Origin of the sequence: Caballeronia sp. NCF2 (genome assembly GCF_023631205.1) — a bacterium.
In the GTDB taxonomy this organism is placed as follows: Bacteria; Pseudomonadota; Gammaproteobacteria; order Burkholderiales; family Burkholderiaceae; genus Caballeronia; species Caballeronia zhejiangensis.
In genome coordinates, this window is the sequence record NZ_JALQDN010000062.1 from 188,657 (window position 1) to 211,253 (window position 22,597).

Below are 22,597 nucleotides of genomic sequence, written 5' to 3' on the forward strand. Positions count from 1 at the left end.
TGCCGTCGAAAATAGGATTTTGTAGCGAGAGTGTATCGTCTGCGGGACCTTGAAACCGTGGCGTAATACGTTATTGACAGAAACGCGTCGAGCCCGGACGAGCAATTTCGTCCGGGCTTTCTAATTCGTTAAATCGGTGCGATTACGGCTTCGCGAAAACCGGGCCGAGTCCGATGACATCCGTATCCGCCGAACGCGTGCCCGACGCGACGTTGCCGTTCGCCGGCGCGCCGTAAGCCGTCAGGCCCTTCGCGGCGTCCACGCGCGCTTGCGCGGCCTGGATGTTTTGCGGATATTGCGTCTGATCGCTTGCCGGGTCGTAGCCCGCCTTTTCCAGCTCGACGAGTTGCGCACGCACTTCGGCGCGGGTGATCGGCTGATTCGACTGAGCGAACGAAAGAACCGGAAGCGCGACGGCAGCGGCGACGATCAGCGATTGGATGACTTTCATGATTTACCTCCAGTGAATTTTGATGGAAGGCCGTCTTGGCGATTCGCCGTGTGTTGCGAATCGTTCGGCTTGGAGGTATTTGAACTCGCGGACGTATCTGGCTTGTTTCGCGAAAAGCGGATTATGAAACGCCGTGTGTCGGGATTCGGTGCGGATACAGTGCGATACAAAGCGAAACGCCGATTGTCGATGTCATCGGCAATCGGCGCGTTCGTATCAAAAAGAGAAGCGGACTCAGGCGGCCGCGCTCGCCGCTCGCATCTGCACCTTGCCGCGGCTCACCGCCGCGAGCGCCGCGAGACTGATCACCGCCGTGAACATCATGTAGAAGCTCGGCGCGGCCTTGCTGCCCGTCGCGCTCAGGAGCCAGATGATGATCGCGGGCGTGAAGCCGCCGAACACCGTCACGCCGATGTTGTAGCCGATCGACATGCCCGTCGCGCGCGTCGACACGGGAAAGATCTCCGACATCAACGCCGGCAGCGCGCCGAAATAGATCGCCTTGAGCAGCGCGAGCCACGCGACGAGCGCGAACAGCGACGCCACCGACACATGCGAAACGACATACGCGAACGCCGGATAGCCCGTCACGAAGAGCAGGAGCGCCGCCGTCGACATCTGCTTCACGCGGCCGATCCTGTCCGAGAGATGCCCCGCGAAAGGCGTCACCAGCGTCAGCATCAGGCCCGCGACGGTGCTCGCGGCGAAACCCGTCGATGCATCGAGATGCAGTTCGCGGATCGCGAACGTCGGCACGTATTGCAGCAGATAGTTCACCGCCGTCGATACCGTCAGCGCGCCGATCGAGATGAGCAGCAGCGCCTTTTGCTGCGTGAATACATCGCGCACGGGCGTCGACGTGTGCTCGGCTTCGGTGTAATCGGCCGCGTCTTCGAGATAGCGGCGCAGGAAAAGACCCGCCGGTCCGATCAGCAAGCCGAAGAAGAACGGAATGCGCCAGCCCCATGCGGCAAGCTCGGCGGCGGGCATCAGCTTGGCGAGCGCGAAGCCGAAAATCGACGCGAGCAAGGTCGCGAGCCCCTGCGTCGCGAATTGCCAGCTCGCGAGCAGGCCACGCCGATCCGGCGCGTGCTCGATCAGCATGGCCGTCGACGGCCCGAACTCGCCGCCCGCCGAAAAGCCCTGGATCAGGCGCGCGATGAACACCCCCGCGGGCGCGATCAATCCGATCGACGCATACGGCGGAATCACCGCGATGATCGCCGTGCCGATCATCATCAGCCCGACCGACATCATCAACGCAGCCTTGCGCCCGCGCTTGTCCGCGTATGCGCCGAGCACCATGCCGCCTATCGGCCGCACCAGATACGACGCGCCGAACGAGCCGAACGTGAGCAGCATCGACGCCGTCTCGTTCGCGGCCGGGAAGAAGTTCTTCGCGATATACACCGCGAAAAACGCATAGATCGCGATATCGAACCATTCGAGCGCGTTGCCGACCGAAGTCGCGAGCACGATTTGCGTCAGGCTCAGGGGCTTTTTGTTCATGATGTCAGCGTGTCATTAGTGGCGTTCGATCAATGCGCGTCGCGCGTGGCGACGATCGCCGCGCCCATCTCGCCGAGGTCCCACCAGAGGCCCGCCATCACGCCGAGCGATTCGCGCATGACGGAGCCGAGCACGTGTTCGTTCGGCGCGTGCTGGTTGCACGCGGGATACGAATGCGGCACCCAGAGCGTCGGCAGGCCGAGTGTCTTCGCGAAGACATCGTTGGGCACCGTGCCGCCCAGGTTCGGCAACAGCGCGGGCTTCTTGCCGGTCGTCGCGCGCATCGAATCGAGTGCCCAGTGAACCCACGGATCGTCGAGATCGAGGCGCGTCGCGGGCGTGCCGCGCGTCGCCTTGACGGTCACTTCGGTGAAGCCGTGCTGCGCGAAGTGACGTTCGAGATGCGTCTGCAGGTTCTGCCAATCCGTTCCGACGACGAAGCGCAACTGGCACACCGCTTTCGCGAACGGCGGAATCGCGTTGACGGGTGCATCGGCGTTGCCGGATTTCATCGCGAGCACTTCGAGCGCGTTCCAGCCGATCACGCGTTCGGTCGGCGTCAGGCCCGGCTCGCCCCACGTGGGATCGATCTCGGGTGAGCTTTCGTCGCGGCCCAGTTCGATATCGGCGAGGGCTTCGCGCACCGCATCGGAAATCGGCGGCGGCCGCAATCCTTCGACGACGATGCTGCCGTTGCGGTCGACGAGACTCGCGATCGCATGCGACAGCACGACGGCCGGATTGCGCAGCACGCCGCCCCAGTTGCCGGAGTGATGTCCGCCTTCGCGGAGGTTCACCGTCAGTTCGAACGGCACGCCGCCGCGCGAGCCGAGAAAGAGCGTCGGACGTTCGGCGGATACGCGCGGCCCGTCCGACGCGATGAATACATCCGCCGCGAGCGCATTCTTGTGCGCGGCGCAGACTTCATCGAGACCCGGCGAGCCGACCTCCTCGCCCGTTTCGAAGATCACCTTGACGTTGTAGCCGAGCCTGCCTGCGCGCGCCTGCAACACCGCGGCGAGCGCCGCGAAATTGACCGAATGCTGGCCTTTGTTGTCGGCGGTGCCGCGGCCGTACCAGCGGTCTTCGTCGACGACGATCTCCCACGGCTTCAGGCCCGCGCGCCATTGCTCGTCGTAGCCGCGCACGACGTCGCCATGACCGTAGGTCAGCACCGTCGGCAAGTCGTCGGATTCGTGGCGTTCGGCGATCAAAAACGGCGGGCCGCCCGCGACCGGATTGTCGACGACGCGCGCCGTAAAACCGAGGCGCGCGAGCGTGTCGCTGATCTCATCGGTGAGATACGCGTTCAGCGCGGGATTCCGCCCGTTCTGGCTCTCGGTGCGAAACGCGACGCGGCGCTGCAGGTCCGCGAAGAACGCGCCCGAATCGAACATCTTGCAAGCGATGGCGATGGCGGCTTCACGACTTTCTTGATGTTCTTTCACGACGTCTCCGGGCAATTGTGGCTACTCATTCCGGCCAGTCTAGAAACGCCAAAAATTCGCGACAATTTCAAAATTTGCGACTAGCATTGCCAAAAAGGCAACGCTCAGGGAAGGCATCGTGCTGCATGGCATCGCTCTCAAATACTTCGTAGAAGTCGCGCGCTCGGGTTCGCTGGCGGCGGCATCGGAACAGCTTCACGTCGCGGTGTCGGCGATCAGCCGGCAGATCGCGAAGCTGGAGGAACAGGCGGGCACGCCGCTATTCGAGCGCATGCCGCGCGGCATGATCCTGACGGAAGCGGGCGAATTGCTCGTGCAGCACGCGCGCCGCGCGCTCATGGACGGCGACGCGGTGCTCGCGGAGATATCGGAGATGCATGCGCTCGGGCTCGGGATCGTGCGTATCGGCTGCACGGAGGGTTTCACGCGCTGCTTTTTGCCGAGCGTGATGGCGTCGCACTATCGCGCGCATCCGGGCACGCGTTTCGTGATGCGTTCGGGTACGCCGGGACAGGTCGAGCATTGGGTGGCGAGCGGCGAAGTCGATGTAGGCCTTGCGTTCTCGACATCGACATCTACCGCGCTGAGCGTCGAATACAGCGTGAAGGCGCCGGTCTGCGCGCTGCTGCCACCGACGCATCCGCTGGCGGGCAAGGCGAGCATCACGCTCGATGACGTGCTTCAGTACCCGACCGCCGTGCTCGATCGCGGCACGACGGTGCGCCAGCTGATCGACTGGTGCTGCTCGGCGCGCGGCGTGCATCTCGAGCCGGTTCTGACGAGCAACAACTCGAGCGCGATGCATCATTTCGCCGCGCTCACCGGCGCGATCACGCTCGGCAGCGCGGTCGCGCTCGAAGGCGATCCGGGCCCGCCGACGCTCGTCGCGACGCCCATCGACGAGCCTTTGCTCAACGAGCGCCTGCTGCAGGTCACGGTGATGCGCGAGCGGCGTCTGCCGCCTGCCGTCGATCAGTTTCTCAAGACGCTGACCGATGCGTTGCGCGAAAGTCTCGGTGCGCCGGCCGCGCGCGCGAAGCGAAAAAAGCGCTGACCCGTCATTGCGTCGCGACCCACCACGTCGTTCCGGCGGCATCGCGAAAGCCGCCGCGAAAGTCGTCGTCGTCGCGTTTGCGCGCGGGCGCCTGCACGCTTTGCGCGCCGTGCCGGAGCGCGCGATCGTAGACGGCTTGCGCATCGCGCACGTAGACGTGGATGTGCGGACCCTGCGATTGCTGATCGGTCGCGCCGCCGCCGATCATCACGACGCTATCGTCGATACGCAATTCGGCGTGCATCAGCGTGCCATCTGGACGATCGAAGCGGCGCAGCAGTTGTGCATCGAAGACACGTTCGAGGAATGCGATGATCGCCGGCGCGTTTGCGCAGACGAGATAGGGACTGACGGACGTGTAAGTCGCGGGTTTCCAGTCGGGCATGGCTTGCCTCGCAGGCGTTGTGACGAGGCTAACCAGAGTAATTCAAACGCCGCAACGCTTCAAACGCCTTCGACCACGTCATCCAGTTTGTTCGCCGCCGCCTTCGGCATGTCAGCGGTCGCCTGCGGCGCGGGTTCGTAACGATGCACGTCATGCGTCACGAAGCCGAGATCGTGACTCGGCACCTCGAACCAGTCCGGATGTCCGAACGAACGGCGAATGTCTTCCAGACCGCTCGCCCAGTGCTCGTCCATCGTATCGTTGCTGAACTCGTAATCCTTGTAGTGCCCTTCGAAAAACTTGTTCTTGTAGATGAGATGCACGACGTTCACCGCGCCGCCATCCGCGACCTTCTGCGCCTCGCGCAGCAGCGGATGCGAGCGGCGCGTCTTTTCCGGAACATGCTCCAGCAACTCCTTGATGAGTCGCGCATGCTTCTGGTTATGCGAAACGAAATCGGTGATGGCGCGCGTTCTGCTCGAATACTGAATGTCTTTCGTGCGCTCGCTGACATCGAGAAAATCGCCGGGCAACGTGCCGCGCGCGCTCCACAGGTCCACCTGAAACACGAGCGTGTCCTTGTGCTGACTTTCGCGGATGATCTCCGTCAACGGCGTATTCGATACGAGCCCGCCGTCCCAGTAGAACTCGCCGTCGATCTCCACAGCCGGAAAGCCCGGCGGCAACGCACCCGATGCCATGAAGTGCTCGGGCTCGAGCCGCATCTTCGTGTTGTCGAAGTAGACGAGATTGCCCGTGCGTACGTTCACCGCGCCCACCGATACACGCATCGCGCCATCGTTGATGCGGTCGAAATCGGCGAACTGCAGCAGCGTCGCGCGCAACGCGGACGTATCGTAAAAGCTCACGTCGCTTGGGCGTCTGCTCTTCGCATGCGTCAAAGGCAAATGCACGCGCGGCGAGAAGAAGCCCTTCTGCCCTTCGGTGAGCGCGCGCGCCGCGGCCCACATGCTCGAAAACTTGCGGCCGATATTCGCGAAGCCGAACGCGGCGGGCATGAACGCGCCCACATGCCCGACGAGATCCGCGGGCTGGCAGATCGTGTTCCAGAACCCGCGCAGCGCGGCCACGCGATTCTCGGGCGCGTTGCCCGCGATGATCGCGGTATTCAACGCGCCGATCGAAATGCCCGAGGTCCATGTGGGATCCACGCCCACTTCGGCGAGCCCTTCGAACACGCCGGCCTGATACGAACCCAGCGCGCCGCCGCCTTGCAGCACGAGGCAAACGTCATCGTAGTCGGGCAGCGCGACGTGATTCGCCTGCGTGAGTGTGTTGCGTTGACTGCGGCGCATGGATTCTCCTTGTCGTTATTGCATGAACCAGCCGTGACTCACGACGACCGATTGCCCGGTCAGCGCATTCGATTCGAAGCCCGCGAGGAACGCGACGGTGTTCGCGACATCGGCGACCGTGGTGAATTCGCCATCGACCGTTTCCTTCAACATCACGTTCTTCACGACTTCTTCTTCCGAAATGCCGAGCGCCTTCGCCTGCTCGGGAATCTGCTTTTCGACGAGCGGCGTGCGCACGAAACCGGGACACACGACATTCGCGCGCACGCCGCGCGGACCGCCTTCCTTCGCGACGACGCGCGCGAGCCCGAGCAAGCCATGCTTGGCCGTCACATAGGCCGACTTCAGCTTGGACGCTTCATGCGAATGCACCGATCCCATGTAGATGATCGAGCCGCCCTTGCCCGACGCGTACATATGTCTGATCGCGGCTTTCGTCGTGAGAAACGCGCCGTCGAGATGGATCGCGAGCATCTTCTTCCAGTCGGCGTATGCATACTCTTCGATCGGCGCGACGATCTGAATGCCCGCGTTCGATACCAGCACGTCGATACCGCCGAGCTTCGCCACCGTTTCTTCGATGCCCGCGTTCACGGCATCTTCGCTCGTCACGTCCATCGACACGGCGATCGCCTTGCCGCCCGCTTCGACGATGCTGTCCGCAACCTTCTGCGCATTCGCGAGATTCAGATCGGCGATGACGACCGCCGCGCCATCGGTCGCGAGCTTGCGCGCCGTCTGTTCGCCGATGCCGCTCGCAGCGCCCGTCACGAGCGCGACTTTTCCTTGCAGTGCCATGTGAATACTCCTTTGCCGTTGTTATTGGTTGACCGCGAGCTTGAGTTCATCGGGCGGCGCGAGATAGTCGTATGCGACTTCGCCGATATCGAGCGTGAGATTCGCGATGACATGCCGCGCGCCGACGACCTTGCGCACCGGCAAATCAGCGACCGGCGCGAGCGCATGAGCGTGCAGTTCGAGCGCGGCCGGACCTTCCCATGCACCGATCACGCTCACGTCGCGCAGAAAGAAGCGCACGAGTTCGCACACGCGCGCAGTGCCGTCGACATGCGGCAGCACTTTCAGCAGATAGTTCGGCGTATCCGCGAGCTTCCTGCGTTCGGCTTCGAGATCGAGCGGACGATACTTGTAGCCCATCGTGCCCGTCGCGATGCGTTGCGTGCCGTAGTCGAGCGTGCCGAGCAGCGTGTCCTTGCCATCGACGCCAAGACGCGGCGACGCGAGCTTCTTCGGAAAGCCCCAGATTTCGCGGCCGCCCGCGATCGGACCTTCGTCGTCGAGATACATTGCATGCGTATAGCTGCCCTTCTTGCCATCCGGATCGATGACGGAAATCACCTGGCCGCTTTCGGTGTAATCGCCGAAACCGGATGAATCCGGCATGCGAATGAATTCGTAATGTACGAGACCGTTATCCACTTCGAGCGGCTCCGGAACCACGGCGCGCAGCGCGTCGGGATCGGTCTCGTAGGAAATGATGAAGTACTCGCGATTGAGAAAGCGGAACGGCGGACGCGGATAAGCGGGATTGAGCACAGGCATGGCGAACGCATTCCTGCGGATGTCGTCTTCTTTCACTGGATCGTCCCTGAGTTGAGAACAGGCACGATAGTAGATGCAGTTGATGACATTTGTCGCGGACGGCAGGCAGCGGATCGGCGTTTATGAAAGCAGTGCGAATCGACAAAAATCCCGCTGCTTCAACGCCTTATGCCCGCCCACTGATGAATTGCCTTTTTTTGTGCAATATACTGTTGCCTCAGCGGCGTCGACACGACGAGGAACCGGGCGATGCCGCGCGTCTCTCAAGCGCATGTCGATTCATCTTTCTAAGGCCATCTCCTCCAAGCGAGTCCCCGATGAAAACGTCCTTGAAGAAATCTCTCGTGCTTCTGGTGCTGGCGGCGTTTGCCGCGCCGACGCTGTCGTTCGCGGCCGCGGAGTATCCCGACAACAAGCCGCGGCCCGCCTATAAAAAGAAAGGCCAGAAGCATCATCACAAGAAGTCGGCGACACCGCCCGCTTCGCAGACGCAATAAGACGGCACGGCTCATAAAGGCACGGGCGTCCGTTAAGGACGCCCGTGCCTTTTCATTGGATGACGCGTCTTGTCAGGCCGCTTCGATTCGTTGCGCCACGAGATTCAGCACGCGTTCCAGCACATCGCCATCGACCGGCTTCACGAGATGATCCCGGACCTTCGTTTTCGACGGAAATCGCGCCGCCATGCAATTCGACGAGATGCTTCGCGAGCGCCAGCCCGACGCTATCCATCGAGGCATTACGCGCGGCAACTATTGCGACGTCGACACGAGGCGCGCACGCATCGCATCGAGGCGCGCTGCATCGACATGTCCGCGCGCCGCCATTGCTTCGAGCGCAGCCAGGGCCAATGCCGGGCCGCAAAGCGCGGCGGCTTTCGCATCCGCATCGAGTTCGAAGGCGGCGGCGCGTTTTGCGGCGCGCACGCTCCAAATCTTCAGACAGACGAACAAAGTGAACGCGAAGCCGATACCGGGAAAGGTGATGCGCCAGAGATCATCTTCCGATGAAATCGCGAAGACGATGCACGGTACCGATAACAGCATCATCACTGAAAGCACGGTCCATGCGAAATCGAGCAGCATCGTCTTGCGTTGCGTCGCGTGCCCGACTTCGTGCGCCACGACGATACGAAGCAACGGCTCCGGCAACGCGAGCGTGGCGCGATCAAGTTCGATGCGATTGAACAAGGCTTCGTAGCACGGTCCGTTCGACGTATTCACGAAGCGCACGCGCGGCGTTGCAACGTGCAGAAGAGCGGCATCGTCGGCGACGAGCGAGAGGATGCGCTGTTCCTGCGCGGCGAGCCGCTTCATGATCACTGCACCGGGTTATCGGCCCACTGGCTGCGCGCCTGCCATGCGTCGATATCGGCGTTGAGCTTCGCGAGCTTGTTGCGCACGAGTTCGAGTCCGGGGCCGCCGAGCACGAGATGTCCCGGCGGCTCCGGCGATGTGACCGCTTCGATGATGACCTGCGCCGCGCGCGCCGGATCGCCCGGCTGCTTGCCGCTTCGCTCCGCGATCGCCGCGCGCCGCGTGCCCGAAGTCTGCGCGTAATCGTCGATCGGATTGCGCGTCTGCTTCAGCGAGCGGCCCGCCCAGTCCGTGCGAAACGGGCCGGGCTCGACCGCCGTCACCTTGATGCCGAGCCCTTCCGTTTCGCGTCCGAGCGCTTCGCCGAGACCTTCGAGCGCGAACTTCGTCGCGGCGTAATACCCGCTGCCCGGATTGCCGACCAGCCCGCCCACGGATGTGATGTTGACGACATGTCCCGAGCGGCGCTCGCGCATACGCGGCAATACGGCTCGGATCATCGCGGCCGCGCCGAAGAAGTTCGCTTCGAACATCGCGCGCACTTCGTCTTCCTCGCCCTCTTCGACAGCCGAGAGATAGCCGAAGCCCGCGTTGTTCACGAGCACGTCGATATGATCGAAGGCGGCGTAGGCATCGGCGATTGCAGACTTGATTTCATCGGCACGCGTGACGTCGAGACGCACGGCGATCGCTCGTCCTTCGCCACGCTCGACGAGATCGCCGACGCTATCCGGATTGCGCGCGGCCACGACAGCGCGCCAGCCCTTGTCGATCACGGCGGAAGCGAGTTCGCGGCCGAAGCCGGTCGAACATCCGGTGATGAACCAGACGGGCGTATCGTGGCTGCCTTTCGAAGCTGTCATTGCGGTTCTCCATGTAAGCGGATCTCGCTACATGTTGAAGCAATTTCAACGCGCGTGCTTGCGGGCTCCTCGTCGAACGGCAGTGACTTATCGCATTGCCGGCATGCGAATGGCGCGATGATTCCGCGGCTCGAACAGAACCGCCTGCTCGACACGCGCCGCGATCTTTTTCCATCCGGCGAGCTCTTCGTCGAGCACGGCAAGCGTCAGAAGAATGCGTTCACGATCGTGATTCGTGCGCGCGAGCGTCGCGCTTTCACGCATCGAGACGAGCGTGGCCCCGCGCTCGGCGATCTGCTTCGCGATTCTTTCCCGCAGGCGTTTCAGCGATTCGTCCATGTTCGTATGACCGGTTGGTGTCGCCGTCATACGCGCAAACTTCGCGCCCGATCATGTTCGTGGATGCTTCATCCCGCATCGCCCGCGCTGATCGCGGTTTGCATGCTCCTCAACAGCTTCGTCAGATAGCGCAATAGGCCGACCGTATCGCCGAATTCGATGAAACCCGGCTTCACACCATCGCTGAAGAGCAACGTTCCGTCGAGCGAGTGATCGACGATCAAGCCGGCGTAAGCAGCGTGCGGCATGTAGTCGTCGCCGGCGAGGCTGAACGTATTGCCGTTCACGGCCGCATCGCGCAGACGCATCAAAAACTGCACTTCGGGCGCGCGCGACGCCGACAAGCGATGGATATCGAAGTATTCGGCGACCGCGAGGATCGCATTCGAGCAAGGCACGGTCAGCGCGAACGCGATGCGCGCATCGGCCGTATCGAACGATGGCCACGACCGCGCGTCTTCCGGCGGCGGGCTTTTGGTGGGCGTGCCGTCCTCGCTGTGCGCGTGCGCTTCCGGATGCGAGCGCTTGCGCGCAAGTAGGGGCTGCGCCTTCGCGAAGTCCGGCGGCGGCGCGCCGCGCTCGATCCAGTCGGACAGCAGGCTTGCGTAGGCATGGAGCGCGGTCAATTGCGCGTCGATGAACGCGACGCCCGCTCGGCAGGCGTCATGGTGTTTTTGCTCGGTCATACCGTCTCCCTTGTTTTTTGAGTTCGATCTAAAGACACACCCGCGTTGCTTGCATGATCGCCTGCCCTGCGTTGCAATGCGCGCGCCTGTTCGCAGGCCGTGGTGCGGCGGGATGGACCGTTAGTTGCAGACGGTGCATGGAGAATCGGGTGCCGCTCGTGACGCTGCTGTGGAAGAAACGCTACAAGGCGCTTCGCGGAATTTACCGATACCTGACGACGCGCTATATTCCACCGGCTATAGCGTCAGTCGCCGGCCGAAGGTGCCGAGGCAACGCGACTTGCCTGCGTTCTTGCAACGGGACATCGCTCGTTTCGTCTGACGAAGTGCCCTACCCATCACGAAGCACTCGACCTTTGCGAAATTCCTTCGCGAAGCCGGGATGGCCGCGCTCGCGCTCAACGAATGCGTGGCGGCGATTCCTGAACCGGGCCGCGTCGAGCGGCATCCGCTTCACGCGGACAACACCAAGGAAGAAAGAAGAATGAAGAAGCACATCGTAGCGGCGGCCGTTCTCGGCATGTTCGGCATCGCGGCACACGCGCAAAGCAGCGTCACGCTATACGGGATCATCGATGCGGGCATCACCTATGCGAATAAAGTCGCGACCGCGAGCGGCCACGACAGCCTAGTGAAGTACGGCGACGGCGTCGCGTCGGGTAGCCGCTGGGGCCTGCGCGGCACGGAAGATCTGGGCGGCGGTCTCAAGGCGATCTTCGTGCTCGAAAGCGGCTTCAACAGCGGCGACGGCACGCTCGGGCAGGGCGGCGCGTTGTTCGGCCGTCAGGCGTATGTCGGTCTGGCGAAGACCGATTTCGGCTCGCTGACCTTCGGCCGTCAATACTCGTTCTCGACCGACTATCTCGGCAGCAACTACACGATGGGCAGCCAGACGGCCGCCGGAAATTACGCGTATCACATCAACGATCTGGATCAGCTGACGTCGAGCCGCATCAACAACGCGGTCAAGTTCAGCAGCGCCAATTTCCACGGCGTGACGTTCGGCGCGATGTATGGCTTCTCGAACTCGACGAACTTCGCGGGTTCGCCCACGACGGGAACGGGCACGTCTGCCGTGCAAGGCGCCTCAAGCGCGTACAGCTTCGGTTTGAACTATGCGCAAGGCCCGTTCGGCATCGGCGCGGCGTACACGAACATCCGCTATCCGAATGGGGCGACGCCGGCGTTCAGCGTGAGCATCGCGAACGTGAACACGCAAGGGCTGCGCGATCTGGAAACGTACGGTATCGGCGCGCGTTACACGATCGCCGCCGCGACGATCTGGGCGAATTGGACGCATACGCGCTTCGAGCCGATCACGGCTGCATCGTCGAACCTGAACAACTTTGAAATCGGCGGCAAGTACGCGTTCACGCCGGCGCTGAACGCGGGCCTCGGCTACACGTTCTCCGATCTCGGCGGCAACCTCGAAGGCAAGTGGCATCAGATCAACGCCGTGGTCGACTACGCGCTGTCGAAGCGCACCGATGTTTATGCGAGCGGCGCGTATCAGAAGGCGTCGGGCAGCAACAACGGCACGCCGGTGCAAGCGGAGATCGGCTCGTCGGCGTCGTTCATCGGCAGTGCGGGCGCGAACACGCAGTTCGTGACGCGCGTCGGTCTGCGTCACCGGTTCTGATCGAAGGTTGATTCGAAGAAACGCGACGCTGAAAGGCGTCGCGTTTTTTGCGCCCTTTATGATTCGGATAGCGAAGCATTCGGGCCACGCCATAACGAACTTTTGGACTAGCGCGAAAGGAAAAGGGAAACCCGCGCGCGATGCGAACTGCGCGCGGTGTCGCGTCTCGCGTTACTTGGCGGATTCCGCGGACTCTGCGGCTTTCGGAGCGGAAGCGGTGGCCGAAGCCGACGCCGACGCCGAGCGCGCCAGTCGATTCGTTTCCAGATAAACGGCGCGTTCCGCATCCGCCGACGATACTTCGCCCGCTTGCGCGCCAGTCAGATCGACTCGCGGCGCACCTTGCACGAGCGCGGTCCAGTAACGGTTGCCGCGGCACCAGACCTTGATCGCCGCACGCAGTTCTTTCTCGTTGAGTCCGAGTTCTTCCGCGTGTTTCATCAGATCTTCGAAAATGCCGACCTTCAGCGGAACCTTAGGCGCGGGATTCTTCGGAAATGCGAGCGGAAAACGCTTCTGCAGCTTACCGATGGTATGCACGACAGGATCAACCGGCTTCGATGGCGCCGCGGCAGGCCTGGACGCGGCCGCCGCGGGTTTGGACGGAGCCGCCGCCTTCGCGCCCGCCGGCGCGGGACGCCGCACGCGCGGCGCCTTCTTCTTCGCTGCGTTGCTGGCAGCAGCCTGTTTTGCGAGTTGCTCTTTCAGTCCGGCGAGTTGTTCGAAGCCCATCACATCGTGCCCGTAGAAAACGTATCGCGATTTTAACAGCCTCCGGTGACGGCCTCGTTGCGGGCGGCTTTTTCGGGCGAGCATCGGTCCGAAAAAACCGCCCTCTCAGCGTCGCGCTTACTGCCCGCCCGAATAGACGTTGCAGAACGGTCGCGGACTGCAATTGCTCTGCGTGCCGCCGGTCCAGTTCGCTGTTCTCCCGCTCCTGCTCTGCCCCGGTGCCACGCCGCCATAGGCCGTGTCGCCGGACGACGCGGCGCCCTGCGCGTTCTGCTGAACGGGTGCGGGGATGGACTGCAGGGTATCGCTCGGCTCTTGCGCCTGAGTGAGGGTGACGAGGGAAAACGCGGCCACGAGCGTGGTCGTAACGAGGACGGTCTTCATGACTTTCTCCTTCGACGAAGGCTTACCGCTGCCCGACGATAAAAACCGCCAGGTGAACGCCGTGCGCAAGAATCCGCGCACTTTTAGACCCTATACCTTAATCGCGGCGAAATCTGCTTATTCGGGTTCGCGCATGAACGTTCGGCTTCTTCGCGGATGCTGCGTCACCCGTGTTCGGGCGCAGCGCGTTCGTAGCGTGCGAGAAACATGTCGGCGGCGGCTTCGGCCACTTTCTTTTGCTCGCTCTTCGATAACGGCGGCTGGCCCATCGTCACTTGCGGCCAGAACGCGAAACCCTTGACGATGCCATGCAGTTGCTGCCCTGCGAAAACAGGGTCGGTGACTGCGAGCCGGCCATCGGCGGCGGCTTTGCGAATCCAGGCCGTCACGTCTTCCTCGCGTTCGCCGATGCGCGCCACCATATCCCGCGCGCGCTCGGGCGAGTGAATGCCCGCCGCGATCGCCACGCGTGCGAGCGACAGAAACGCCTCATCGTTCATGAGGCGCAGCTTGCGCGTGAGCATCGCGAGCAATTGCGCGCGCAACGGTTCGCTCGCGCTATAAGCCACCGCATCGCCGGTCTCGCTCGTATCCCATAGCCGATGCAGGATCGCGGCGAACAGCGCCTCCTTGCTCTCGAAGTGGTTATAGACCGTGCGTTTGGAAACGCCCGCGCGCGCGGCGATGCGGTCCATGCTGGTGGCGTCGTAGCCCGCGGCGATGAACTCCGCAACGGCCGCGTTCACGATCGCGGCGCGCTTCCGGTCAGTCAGACGCTGGGGAATGTCGTTGATGTCGCTTGAATCCATCCCCACATTTTACACCGATCGGTCTACTTTTCTCTCAAAATTAAACTACACTGTGCAGTCTACTTTCCGCTTCGGGCTCACGTCCCTTCACGTTCATGACTTCGTTCGCCGATCGCATCAGCCGTGCCCTGGGTTTCGCCGCAGCAAAGCGCGGACGCGCGTTGTCGAGCGCATCGCCGCAACATGACGGCGAGCGCTTTCGCAATGTGAAGCCGCGTCCTGTCGAAGGCTTCGGCAAGACGCTGCGCATCATGTGGAACATGCTGCTCCACAAACCGCGCAACACAGTGCCGACGCAAGCGCCGACCGTCGATACCCTCACCCGCGCCGATCTGGATGCCGCGCCCGACCGCAGCCTTTTCCGCCTCGGCCATTCGACGATGCTACTCAAGCTGCGCGGCGAATACTGGCTGACGGACCCGGTGTTCGGCGAGCGCGCGTCGCCGTTCAAGAACGTCGGGCCGAAGCGCTTTCACGCGCCGCCCATCGCGCTTGGCGATCTGCCGCCGTTGCGCGGCGTGGTCCTGTCGCACGATCACTACGATCATCTCGATCGCGAAACCGTGCTTGCGCTTGCCTCGACGACAGCGATCTTTCTCACGCCGCTGGGCGTCGGCGATCGTTTGATCGAATGGGGCATCGATGCCGCAAAAGTGCGTCAGCTCGACTGGTGGCAAAGCGCGCAGATCGACGGCCTGACGTTCACCGCCACGCCCGCGCAGCACTTCTCCGGCCGCAGTCTCTTCGATGGCAACAGCACGCTGTGGGCGTCGTGGGTCATCGTCGACGATGACGTGCGCGTGTTCTTCAGCGGCGACACCGGCTATTTCGACGGCTTCGGGACCATCGGCGAGCGCCTCGGCCCGTTCGACGTCACGCTGATCGAGACCGGCGCATACGATCCGCAATGGCCGTACGTGCACATGCAGCCCGAGGAGACGGTGCAGGCGCACATCGACTTGCGCGGACGCTGGCTCGTGCCGATTCACAACGGCACGTTCGATCTCGCGATGCATCCGTGGCAAGAACCTTTCGAGCGCGTGACGGGCCTGGCGCTCGCGCGAGGCGTCGCGGTGGCGACACCGCGCATGGGCGAGCGGCTCGATCTCGAAGCGCCGCATCGCGGCGAGCGCTGGTGGCGTGATACCGTCGATGCGCCGAAGCCGGCGTCATCGTGGCGGATGTGCGCGTCGCGGGCCGAGGGCGTTCACGATTGACGTCCGGCGAGCTTGCGGATCACATCGACGATGGGCGTCTTGCCTTTGACGATATCTTCGCTACGCCCTTCGAAGTCGATCCATCCGTCGTTGAAGCCATCGAGCATCTGAATGCGCGGCATCGGATGCTTCATGCCTTGACTCGCGAACAGTCCTTCCCACGTCTCGCGTTGCACTGCCTGCGCGCGCACCGGCTTGCCGAGCACGGATGAAAACGCAGCGGCGATATCGTTCGGGCTCGTGCGTTGCGGTCCTTCCAGTTCGACGACGCGCATGCCCGTCCATGTTTCCTGCATGAGCTTCGCGGCGAGTTCGCCGATGTCGTCGGTGGCGGTCATCGGAATCGCGCGATCGAGCGGCTGCAGAAACGAATGCACGATGCCTTCGTTGCGCGCCGAATCGACATCCCATGCGCAGTTCTCCATGAACCAGCCCGGCCGCAGAAACGTGACGGGAACAGGCTGCTTGCGAAGCGCTTCTTCGAGCAGCGTGCGCTGCGTCAGAAGATTGATTTGAGCGGCTTGCGCGCCGATCGTCGACAGGCACACGATCCGGCGCGGCCTGGCACGCGCGATGGCCGCGACGATCGCATCGATGACTTCGCGCGCTTCCGGAAAACCCGGCTCGGGATCGAATTCCGACGGCGGCAGAATGAACACGGCTTGCGCGCCTTCGAAGGCGCGAGCGAGCGCATCGGCATCGGTCATCGTGGCGCGTGCGAGTTCGCAGCCGCGCGCCGACCAAACCGCGCCCTTCCTCTCATCGCGCACGACGGCGCGTACGGGCTTGCCCGCTTTCAGCAGCGCGTTTGCGAGCGCACCGCCGACTTGTCCTGTGATTCCCGTGACGACATACATGATCCGGCTCCTTTCTCGTGATGCGTTTGACTTCGACGGATCGAATGTTATGGCGCTGCATCGCGGAGAAAAATGGCCCGCGCGTCATGAGATTGATGACACCACGTCATAGGTTGAACCTATGCCCGGCACATGAAAGCGATATTTCCGCCCCGCGCGATATTTCTCTAAAGTCGTAATTCACCGGCCCCGCCCGGCAATGGAGACGACACAATGAAAACAGAGCGCGCCGTCGATATCGTTGCGCCCACATCCGTCGCGGCCCTCGCGGCCACACTCGATCACGATGCCGCCCCGCATGAAGGCGATGCCCTTCCGCCGTTGTGGCACTGGATCTTCTTCCGGCCCATTGCAAAACAGTCGCTCATCGCGGAAGACGGTCATCCGAAGAAAGGCGGCTTTCTGCCCGATCTCGGTTTGCCGCGCCGCATGTGGGCCGGCGGACGCCTGCGCTTCCCCGCGCCGGTGATCGTCGGTGAACGCATTACGCGCGAATCGACGATTCTCAATGTCAGCGAGAAGCAAGGACGCACCGGCAAGCTCGGCTTCGTGACAGTCAGGCATCGCATTTACCGCGGCGATGCGACCGCGATCGAGGAAGAGCACGACATCGTGTATCGCGAGCCGGCAGCGCCCGGTGCGCCCGCGCCCGCTCCGGTCGCCGCGCCTCGCGATGCGCAATGGCAACGCGACCTCGTTCCTGACGAGACATTGCTGCTGCGCTATTCGGCGCTCACCTTCAACGCGCATCGCATTCACTACGACAAGCCTTATGTGACGCAAGTCGAAGGTTATCCGGGACTTGTCGTGCATGGGCCGCTCATTGCCACCTTATTAATGGACCTGCTGCGCCGCGAGTTGCCCGACGCGACCGTCATCGACTTCGCATTCAAGGCGCAGCGCCCGTGTTTCGCGGGCAATACGCTGCATCTGTGCGGGCAGCCATCGGCGGATGGCAGGACTGTCGAACTCTGGTCGAAGGATCACGAAGGCTGGCTCGGCATGACGGCGCGCGCCACGCTCGGCTGACGATCTCCACACATCCGCAGGCACATCATGATCGAATCGACATCCGACGCTTATCAGGACATTCGTGAGGCCGTGCGCGATCTCTGCGGCCAGTTCACCGGCGAATACTTTCGCAAGATCGACGAAGCACGCGGTTATCCCGAAGCATTCGTCGATGCCCTCACGAAAGCGGGCTGGCTCGCCGCATTGATTCCGCAGGAATACGGCGGCTCGGGTCTGGGGCTTACCGAAGCGTCCGTCATCATGGAAGAGATCAATCGCTCGGGCGGCAATTCGGGCGCGTGTCATGGGCAGATGTATAACATGGGCACGTTGTTGCGTCACGGCTCGACGGAACAGAAGAAACGCTACTTGCCGAAGATCGCATCGGGCGAGTTGCGTCTGCAATCGATGGGCGTGACCGAACCGACCACCGGCACCGACACGACAAAGATCAAAACGACCGCGGAAAGAAAAGGCGATCGTTATGCGATAAACGGCCAGAAGGTGTGGATCTCGCGCGTGCAGCATTCGGATCTGATGATTCTGCTCGCGCGCACGACGCCGATCGCGGACGTGAAGAAGAAGAGCGAAGGCATGTCGATCTTCATCGTCGATTTGCGTGAAGCAATCGGCAATGGCCTCACGGTGCAGCCGATCCTCAACATGGTGAATCACGAAACCAACGAGCTCTTCTTCGACAATCTGGAGATTCCTGCCGAGAATCTCATCGGCGAAGAAGGCATGGGTTTCAAGTACATACTCGATGGGCTAAACGCCGAACGCACGCTGATCGCGGCGGAATGCATCGGCGATGGCTACTGGTTCATCGACAAGGTCACGCAGTATGTGAACGATCGAATCGTGTTCGGGCGTCCCATCGGGCAGAATCAGGGCGTGCAGTTTCCGATTGCGCGCGCGTACGTCAATGTCGAAGCCGCGAACCTGATGCGCTTCAAGGCATGCGAACGCTTCGACGCGCACAAGCCTTGCGGCGCGCAGGCGAACATGGCGAAGCTGCTCGCCGCCGATGCATCATGGGAAGCGGCCAACGCCTGTCTGCAATTTCACGGCGGCTTTGGCTTCGCGGCGGAATACGATGTCGAACGCAAATTCCGCGAGACGCGTCTGTATCAGGTCGCGCCGATTTCGACCAACCTGATTCTCTCTTACGTCGCCGAGCATATCCTCGGCCTGCCGCGTTCGTTCTGAAGGAGGCCGGTCATGCGCCCGCTGCAAGGCATCAAGGTCGTCACGTTCGAGCATGCAATTGCAGCGCCCTTCTGCACGCGTCAGCTCGCCGATCTCGGCGCGCGCGTCATCAAGATCGAGCGTCCAGGCACAGGTGATTTCGCTCGCAACTATGACGAACGTGTGTCGGGACTCGCATCGCATTTCGTGTGGACGAACCGCTCGAAAGAAAGCGTGACGCTCGACGTCAAGCATCCTGGAGCACTCGATGTCGTGCACAAGCTGCTCGCCGATGCCGATGTATTCGTGCAGAATCTCGCGCCCGGCGCGACGCAACGGCTCGGCCTCGATTACGACGCGTTGAAGGAGCGCTATCCGCGGCTCATCGTGTGCGATATCTCCGGCTATGGTTCCGATGGCCCGATGCGCGACAAGAAAGCGTATGACTTGCTGATTCAAAGCGAAGCGGGTTTTCTGAGCATCACGGGTTCGGAAGGCGCACCGGCGAAAGCAGGCTGCTCGATCGCAGATATCGCCGCCGGCATGTATGGCTACACGAACATACTCGCGGCGCTCATCGAACGCGGACGCACCGGGCGCGGCAAACGCATCGACATTTCGATGTTCGAAAGCATGGTCGAATGGATGGGCTATCCGCTCTATTACGCGATCGACGGTCAGACGCCGCCGCGCAAGGCGGGCGCATCGCACGCGACGATCTTCCCTTACGGCCCTTTCCCCGCAGGCGATGGCAAGACCGTCATGCTTGGCCTGCAAAACGAGCGCGAGTGGAAGAAGTTTTGCGAAATCGTTCTTCGTATGCCCGAGCTTCAGCGCGACGAGCGCTTCTGTGCAAACAGCCTTCGCGCGCAGCATCGCGACGAGTTGATGCGCCTCATCGTCGATGCATTCGCCTCATTGACGGCCGCACAGGTCATCGAACGGCTTGAAGAAGCGGGCATCGCGAATGCGCGGATGAACGACATGCACGATGTCTGGAAGCATGAACAGCTCGAAGCGCGCAATCGTTGGACACAGGTCGATACGCCCGCCGGCAAGATTCCCGCGCTCTATCCGCCGGGACGCTTCAGCGCCGATGAACCGCGCATGGACGCCGTGCCCGCGCTCGGCGAGCACACGGAATCCGTGTTGCGCGAACTGGGGCTGAATAGCGAAGCCATCGAACGCTTGCGCGCGGCGAAGGCGATCTAGGTTCGTCGCATCGTCACGCCTTGCCAGCGATCGCGGTCAATGTGCTCGGCGATCAACTCGATCAACGTCGCGCGCACGGCGACGGTCGCTGAGTTCATCGGCGCATCGTTGGGCCAGCAAATGCTGGCCGGGCGCCTGATGATCGGATCGACGATTCTGCGCATTTTCGGCAGCAACGCCTCGTTCCATTGCACGATCGCGGACGAAGGCAGAATCGTGCAGGCTCTGCCCGAATGCGCGATAAGCAAAAGCGATGGCAACGAGTCGATATCCGCAACGATGTTCAGCTCGACTTTCTCGCTCGCGAACGTGCGCTCGATCAGCAAGCGCAAGCCATTCGATGCGCCGGGCGCGACGAGTTTCACGCCCGCGAGCTTCGCAAGCGGACATGTCGATGCGCGCGGCGAGATGCCGCCGCCCGGCTCGCCCGCAAGATAAAGCGTTTCGTCGAGCACGGGCAACGCGGTGATGCCGGGTGTATCCGATTCACGAAACAGAATCGCGAGGTCGAGCCGGCCATTGGCAAGCAACTCGTTCAGATAGCCGCTCATGCTTTCGAAGAACTGCAGGCGTATGCCGGGATACCGGTCCTGAATGCGCTCGAACAGGGGCACGGCGAGAACGGATGCCATCGTCGTCGGCAGGCCGACCGCCACGGTGCCGGATTCCGCGCCCGCGCCCTTCGTCACTTCCTGCTTGAGCTGCTCCATTTGCCGCAGCACGACGCGTGCATGCCGATAGAGCGCGTCGCCCTCGGCCGTGGGGGTGACGCCATGATTGCTGCGCAGAAGGAGCGTGACGCCGAGTTCCTCTTCGAGCCGCGCCATTTGCTGGCTGAGCGAAGGCTGTGCCACGTAGAGCTTTTCCGCTGCTTTGCCGAGACTGCCGTAATCGACGATGCTGACGAAGTAGCGAAGCTGGCGAACATCCATATGAGGGTGCGAGGATCGAAGTCAGGGCGCGCTCGTGAGCGTCTGGCGCCGGTGGCCTATTCTATAGCTCGCATCGTCATACGAATCGATTCGCTTCGCTCAGGGCGCATCAATGCCCCGGTCCGTTCGGTTCGATGCAGCTCGACACGAGCGTGCTGTTTGTGCCGGCTTCCGATGCCCGCTATCGCGCAAGCCGATTAAAGCTCATGGCTTGCGTAGCCGCCCTGTTCTTGCCCATGGCGTCCTCCTTCTGCGTTATTCGGAAACGCACGCCGGATAACTTCGATAGCACGCCCGCGACGATTTTAGCCCGGCGATCGCTTGAGACGCATCGACACCGAAAAGCGCTCTGCGGGATGCACCGTCACCGATATCTCGAACGTCGCGCCGCTCGCGTCGAGATAGCGGCGCACGATTTCCAGCGCCGCCGTTCCCGCCTCGACGCGCAGGCGTCTCGCCATCTCCGCCGATACGGCAATGGCACGCACGTCCTGCTGAATCTCGTCGATGCAGCGTCCGTAACGCGCTTCGATCAGCGCGCTGATGAGCGTATCCGGGTTCTCCTTCGCGGCTTGCGCGACGTCCTCGTATTCCGGATCGATATACACATCGGTCCAGCCAACGGGCGGACTGTCCTTGTCGCCGTCGATACGCACGCTCGATATGCGCAGCCACGGTGTGCCCTGTGCGCAGCGCAGCGTCTTCGCGAGCTTCGCGGAGGTTTCGATGTGCTGCGTCGACTGCACGACGCGCGATCTCGTTTCGGAAGTGCTGTTCTCGTTCATCAACCTCGTGATGAAGCTCGCGCCGCTCGGCACGTTCGGCGCGGTCGCGTATTCGGTGGGCAGCAACGGCACGGCAGTGCTGATCGCGCTGGCGCAGCTCGTCGTGAGTTTCTATGCGGTGGTCGTACTCTTCATCGTCGTCGTCATGGGCATCATCGCGAAGCTCGCGGGCTTCAGCCTGTGGCGCTTTCTGCGCTACATCAGAGACGAGATCTTCATCGTGCTCGGTACTGCGTCGTCGGAAAGCGCACTGCCGCGTCTTCTGATCAAGCTCGAACGGCTCGGCTGCGCGAAGCAGACGGTCGGACTCGTGCTGCCCACAGGCTATGCGTTCAATCTCGATGGCACGTCGATCTTCATGTCGATGGGCGTCATGTTCATCGCGCATGGTTATGGCGTGCAGATCACGCTGGAACATCAGATCGGCATTCTGCTGCTGATGCTGCTGACGTCCAAAGGCGCAGCCACGGTTTCCGGCGGATCGTTCGTGGTGTTTGCAGCGACCGTCACGTCGACGGGCATCCTTCCCGTCGAAGGACTCGCGTTGATCTTTGGCGTGTACCGCTTCATGTCGATGGCAATCGCGACGTGCAACACCATCGGCAACAGCCTTGCGACGGTCGTCATCGCGAAGTGGTCGCGCACGTTCGATGCGGCCGTCAGCGAACGGCATCTTTATCCGGAGCGCTATCCGGAGATCGCCGAAGCAGACCGGCGGCTCGCGGACGGCAATCTTCTCCCCGAAGACATGAACGACGCGAATCGTCATCCGGACGGTATCCCGCTAAAAACGGCGCGATGATTCTCGCAGCGCGGCAATCGCCGCGCTTTTTTTCACTTCGCTTATCATCGGAAAACCGCGCATCGAACGTGCTGGATGAGCAACCGCAACGGAGGTCGC

General features: G+C 62.4%; 24 protein-coding genes and 1 pseudogene. 8 read left to right on the plus strand and 17 right to left on the minus strand.

Features of this window, described 5'->3' with window-relative positions:
* Nucleotides 1-142: 142 nt before the first annotated feature.
* From NCS02_RS21760 to NCS02_RS21770, 3 genes are all read right to left on the minus strand, one after another.
* Nucleotides 143-451 (minus strand): DUF4148 domain-containing protein, encoded by a 309-nt coding sequence (locus NCS02_RS21760; RefSeq protein WP_008348405.1) that lies wholly within the window; start codon nt 449-451, stop codon nt 143-145.
* A 234-nt stretch (nt 452-685) separates the two neighbouring features.
* Complete coding sequence (locus NCS02_RS21765; protein ID WP_033536226.1) at nt 686-1,963, minus strand: MFS transporter; 1,278 nt, start codon at nt 1,961-1,963, stop codon at nt 686-688.
* Between the two features lie 26 nt (nt 1,964-1,989).
* On the minus strand, nt 1,990-3,357 hold the full coding sequence (locus NCS02_RS21770; RefSeq protein ID WP_284504370.1) for a M20 family metallopeptidase: 1,368 nt from the start codon (nt 3,355-3,357) through the stop codon (nt 1,990-1,992).
* A gap of 169 nt (nt 3,358-3,526) precedes the next feature.
* Between NCS02_RS21770 and NCS02_RS21775 the strand changes: the two genes are divergently transcribed.
* The gene (locus NCS02_RS21775) at nt 3,527-4,462 is read left to right on the plus strand and encodes a LysR family transcriptional regulator (protein ID WP_034473156.1); all 936 of its coding nucleotides are present in this window, start codon (nt 3,527-3,529) and stop codon (nt 4,460-4,462) included.
* A 4-nt stretch (nt 4,463-4,466) separates the two neighbouring features.
* Here the strand turns inward: NCS02_RS21775 and NCS02_RS21780 are convergent, their stop codons facing one another.
* The 4 genes from NCS02_RS21780 to NCS02_RS21795 are packed head-to-tail and all read right to left on the minus strand — an operon-like array spanning nt 4,467 to nt 7,762.
* Nucleotides 4,467-4,847 carry a VOC family protein gene (locus NCS02_RS21780; RefSeq protein ID WP_250503317.1) on the minus strand — a complete coding sequence of 127 codons (381 nt, stop codon included), beginning with the start codon at nt 4,845-4,847 and terminating at the stop codon, nt 4,467-4,469.
* Between the two features lie 59 nt (nt 4,848-4,906).
* Entirely contained in the window at nt 4,907-6,163 is a 1,257-nt protein-coding gene (locus NCS02_RS21785; RefSeq protein WP_250459914.1) for a DUF3734 domain-containing protein, read from the minus strand.
* Nucleotides 6,164-6,178: 15 nt separating this feature from the next.
* Nucleotides 6,179-6,961, minus strand: a complete 783-nt coding sequence (locus NCS02_RS21790; protein ID WP_008348415.1) for a 3-hydroxybutyrate dehydrogenase — start codon at nt 6,959-6,961, stop codon at nt 6,179-6,181.
* Between the two features lie 21 nt (nt 6,962-6,982).
* Nucleotides 6,983-7,762, minus strand: coding sequence for an acetoacetate decarboxylase (locus NCS02_RS21795; RefSeq protein ID WP_034473154.1), 780 nt, complete (start codon nt 7,760-7,762; stop codon nt 6,983-6,985).
* 293 nt (nt 7,763-8,055) lie between these two features.
* On the opposite strand from NCS02_RS21795, the gene NCS02_RS21800 reads away from it, so the two are divergent.
* A complete protein-coding gene (locus NCS02_RS21800; RefSeq protein ID WP_175980852.1) occupies nt 8,056-8,223 on the plus strand; it encodes a hypothetical protein in 168 nt (55 codons plus the stop codon).
* Between the two features lie 255 nt (nt 8,224-8,478).
* On the opposite strand, the gene NCS02_RS21805 is transcribed toward NCS02_RS21800, so the two are convergent.
* From NCS02_RS21805 to NCS02_RS21820, 4 genes are all read right to left on the minus strand, one after another.
* Nucleotides 8,479-9,042 carry a M48 family metalloprotease gene (locus NCS02_RS21805; RefSeq protein WP_033536229.1) on the minus strand — a complete coding sequence of 188 codons (564 nt, stop codon included), beginning with the start codon at nt 9,040-9,042 and terminating at the stop codon, nt 8,479-8,481.
* Between the two features lie 2 nt (nt 9,043-9,044).
* Nucleotides 9,045-9,905 (minus strand): oxidoreductase, encoded by an 861-nt coding sequence (locus NCS02_RS21810; RefSeq protein ID WP_008348423.1) that lies wholly within the window; start codon nt 9,903-9,905, stop codon nt 9,045-9,047.
* A gap of 87 nt (nt 9,906-9,992) precedes the next feature.
* Entirely contained in the window at nt 9,993-10,274 is a 282-nt protein-coding gene (locus NCS02_RS21815) for a hypothetical protein (RefSeq protein ID WP_250503318.1), read from the minus strand.
* Between the two features lie 38 nt (nt 10,275-10,312).
* A complete protein-coding gene (locus tag NCS02_RS21820) occupies nt 10,313-10,930 on the minus strand; it encodes a hypothetical protein (RefSeq protein WP_250436732.1) in 618 nt (205 codons plus the stop codon).
* A gap of 484 nt (nt 10,931-11,414) precedes the next feature.
* Here NCS02_RS21820 and NCS02_RS21825 point away from each other — a divergent pair, with 484 nt between their 5' ends.
* A complete protein-coding gene (locus tag NCS02_RS21825; RefSeq protein ID WP_250503332.1) occupies nt 11,415-12,569 on the plus strand; it encodes a porin in 1,155 nt (384 codons plus the stop codon).
* Between the two features lie 171 nt (nt 12,570-12,740).
* Here the strand turns inward: NCS02_RS21825 and NCS02_RS21830 are convergent, their stop codons facing one another.
* The 3 genes from NCS02_RS21830 to NCS02_RS21840 all read right to left on the minus strand — a co-directional run bounded on the left by NCS02_RS21830 (nt 12,741) and on the right by NCS02_RS21840 (nt 14,494).
* Nucleotides 12,741-13,301, minus strand: a complete 561-nt coding sequence (locus NCS02_RS21830; RefSeq protein WP_175981146.1) for a ProQ/FinO family protein — start codon at nt 13,299-13,301, stop codon at nt 12,741-12,743.
* A 117-nt stretch (nt 13,302-13,418) separates the two neighbouring features.
* Entirely contained in the window at nt 13,419-13,685 is a 267-nt protein-coding gene (locus NCS02_RS21835) for a hypothetical protein (protein ID WP_250436735.1), read from the minus strand.
* Nucleotides 13,686-13,849: 164 nt separating this feature from the next.
* On the minus strand, nt 13,850-14,494 hold the full coding sequence (locus tag NCS02_RS21840) for a TetR/AcrR family transcriptional regulator (RefSeq protein WP_250436737.1): 645 nt from the start codon (nt 14,492-14,494) through the stop codon (nt 13,850-13,852).
* 95 nt (nt 14,495-14,589) lie between these two features.
* Here NCS02_RS21840 and NCS02_RS21845 point away from each other — a divergent pair, with 95 nt between their 5' ends.
* A complete protein-coding gene (locus tag NCS02_RS21845; protein ID WP_175981151.1) occupies nt 14,590-15,711 on the plus strand; it encodes an MBL fold metallo-hydrolase in 1,122 nt (373 codons plus the stop codon).
* Here NCS02_RS21845 and NCS02_RS21850 read toward each other — a convergent pair.
* The gene (locus NCS02_RS21850; protein ID WP_250503319.1) at nt 15,702-16,568 is read right to left on the minus strand and encodes an NmrA family NAD(P)-binding protein; all 867 of its coding nucleotides are present in this window, start codon (nt 16,566-16,568) and stop codon (nt 15,702-15,704) included. The genes NCS02_RS21845 and NCS02_RS21850 overlap by 10 nt on opposite strands.
* Nucleotides 16,569-16,781: 213 nt before the next feature.
* Here NCS02_RS21850 and NCS02_RS21855 point away from each other — a divergent pair, with 213 nt between their 5' ends.
* The 3 genes from NCS02_RS21855 to NCS02_RS21865 are packed head-to-tail and all read left to right on the plus strand — an operon-like array spanning nt 16,782 to nt 19,979.
* Entirely contained in the window at nt 16,782-17,597 is an 816-nt protein-coding gene (locus tag NCS02_RS21855; RefSeq protein WP_175981154.1) for an HTD2 family dehydratase, read from the plus strand.
* Between the two features lie 27 nt (nt 17,598-17,624).
* On the plus strand, nt 17,625-18,788 hold the full coding sequence (locus NCS02_RS21860; protein WP_250441058.1) for an acyl-CoA dehydrogenase family protein: 1,164 nt from the start codon (nt 17,625-17,627) through the stop codon (nt 18,786-18,788).
* A 12-nt stretch (nt 18,789-18,800) separates the two neighbouring features.
* The gene (locus NCS02_RS21865; RefSeq protein ID WP_250503320.1) at nt 18,801-19,979 is read left to right on the plus strand and encodes a CaiB/BaiF CoA transferase family protein; all 1,179 of its coding nucleotides are present in this window, start codon (nt 18,801-18,803) and stop codon (nt 19,977-19,979) included.
* Here NCS02_RS21865 and NCS02_RS21870 read toward each other — a convergent pair.
* Both NCS02_RS21870 and NCS02_RS21875 read right to left on the minus strand, forming a co-directional pair.
* Nucleotides 19,976-20,911 carry a LysR substrate-binding domain-containing protein gene (locus NCS02_RS21870; protein WP_250503321.1) on the minus strand — a complete coding sequence of 312 codons (936 nt, stop codon included), beginning with the start codon at nt 20,909-20,911 and terminating at the stop codon, nt 19,976-19,978. The genes NCS02_RS21865 and NCS02_RS21870 overlap by 4 nt on opposite strands.
* Nucleotides 20,912-21,216: 305 nt before the next feature.
* Complete coding sequence (locus tag NCS02_RS21875) at nt 21,217-21,657, minus strand: GntR family transcriptional regulator (RefSeq protein WP_250436752.1); 441 nt, start codon at nt 21,655-21,657, stop codon at nt 21,217-21,219.
* Nucleotides 21,658-21,664: 7 nt separating this feature from the next.
* On the opposite strand from NCS02_RS21875, the pseudogene NCS02_RS21880 reads away from it, so the two are divergent.
* A pseudogene (locus NCS02_RS21880) lies at nt 21,665-22,498 on the plus strand (cation:dicarboxylate symporter family transporter); the annotation flags it as partial.
* Between the last annotated feature and the right edge of the window lie 99 nt (nt 22,499-22,597).

What these genes read in the sequence shown, in the direction of transcription:
- NCS02_RS21760 (WP_008348405.1), bottom strand. Translation starts at nt 451, where the DNA reads ATGAAAGTCATCCAATCGCTGATCGTCGCCGCTGCCGTCGCGCTTCCG.
- NCS02_RS21770 (WP_284504370.1), bottom strand. Translation starts at nt 3,357, where the DNA reads ATGTTCGATTCGGGCGCGTTCTTCGCGGACCTGCAGCGCCGCGTCGCG.
- NCS02_RS21780 (WP_250503317.1), bottom strand. Translation starts at nt 4,847, where the DNA reads ATGCCCGACTGGAAACCCGCGACTTACACGTCCGTCAGTCCCTATCTC.
- NCS02_RS21785 (WP_250459914.1), bottom strand. Translation starts at nt 6,163, where the DNA reads ATGCGCCGCAGTCAACGCAACACACTCACGCAGGCGAATCACGTCGCG.
- NCS02_RS21790 (WP_008348415.1), bottom strand. Translation starts at nt 6,961, where the DNA reads ATGGCACTGCAAGGAAAAGTCGCGCTCGTGACGGGCGCTGCGAGCGGC.
- NCS02_RS21805 (WP_033536229.1), bottom strand. Translation starts at nt 9,042, where the DNA reads ATGAAGCGGCTCGCCGCGCAGGAACAGCGCATCCTCTCGCTCGTCGCC.
- NCS02_RS21810 (WP_008348423.1), bottom strand. Translation starts at nt 9,905, where the DNA reads ATGACAGCTTCGAAAGGCAGCCACGATACGCCCGTCTGGTTCATCACC.
- NCS02_RS21815 (WP_250503318.1), bottom strand. Translation starts at nt 10,274, where the DNA reads ATGACGGCGACACCAACCGGTCATACGAACATGGACGAATCGCTGAAA.
- NCS02_RS21820 (WP_250436732.1), bottom strand. Translation starts at nt 10,930, where the DNA reads ATGACCGAGCAAAAACACCATGACGCCTGCCGAGCGGGCGTCGCGTTC.
- NCS02_RS21825 (WP_250503332.1), top strand. Translation starts at nt 11,415, where the DNA reads ATGAAGAAGCACATCGTAGCGGCGGCCGTTCTCGGCATGTTCGGCATC.
- NCS02_RS21830 (WP_175981146.1), bottom strand. Translation starts at nt 13,301, where the DNA reads ATGGGCTTCGAACAACTCGCCGGACTGAAAGAGCAACTCGCAAAACAG.
- NCS02_RS21835 (WP_250436735.1), bottom strand. Translation starts at nt 13,685, where the DNA reads ATGAAGACCGTCCTCGTTACGACCACGCTCGTGGCCGCGTTTTCCCTC.
- NCS02_RS21840 (WP_250436737.1), bottom strand. Translation starts at nt 14,494, where the DNA reads ATGGATTCAAGCGACATCAACGACATTCCCCAGCGTCTGACTGACCGG.
- NCS02_RS21845 (WP_175981151.1), top strand. Translation starts at nt 14,590, where the DNA reads ATGACTTCGTTCGCCGATCGCATCAGCCGTGCCCTGGGTTTCGCCGCA.
- NCS02_RS21850 (WP_250503319.1), bottom strand. Translation starts at nt 16,568, where the DNA reads ATGTATGTCGTCACGGGAATCACAGGACAAGTCGGCGGTGCGCTCGCA.
- NCS02_RS21855 (WP_175981154.1), top strand. Translation starts at nt 16,782, where the DNA reads ATGAAAACAGAGCGCGCCGTCGATATCGTTGCGCCCACATCCGTCGCG.
- NCS02_RS21860 (WP_250441058.1), top strand. Translation starts at nt 17,625, where the DNA reads ATGATCGAATCGACATCCGACGCTTATCAGGACATTCGTGAGGCCGTG.
- NCS02_RS21865 (WP_250503320.1), top strand. Translation starts at nt 18,801, where the DNA reads ATGCGCCCGCTGCAAGGCATCAAGGTCGTCACGTTCGAGCATGCAATT.
- NCS02_RS21870 (WP_250503321.1), bottom strand. Translation starts at nt 20,911, where the DNA reads ATGGATGTTCGCCAGCTTCGCTACTTCGTCAGCATCGTCGATTACGGC.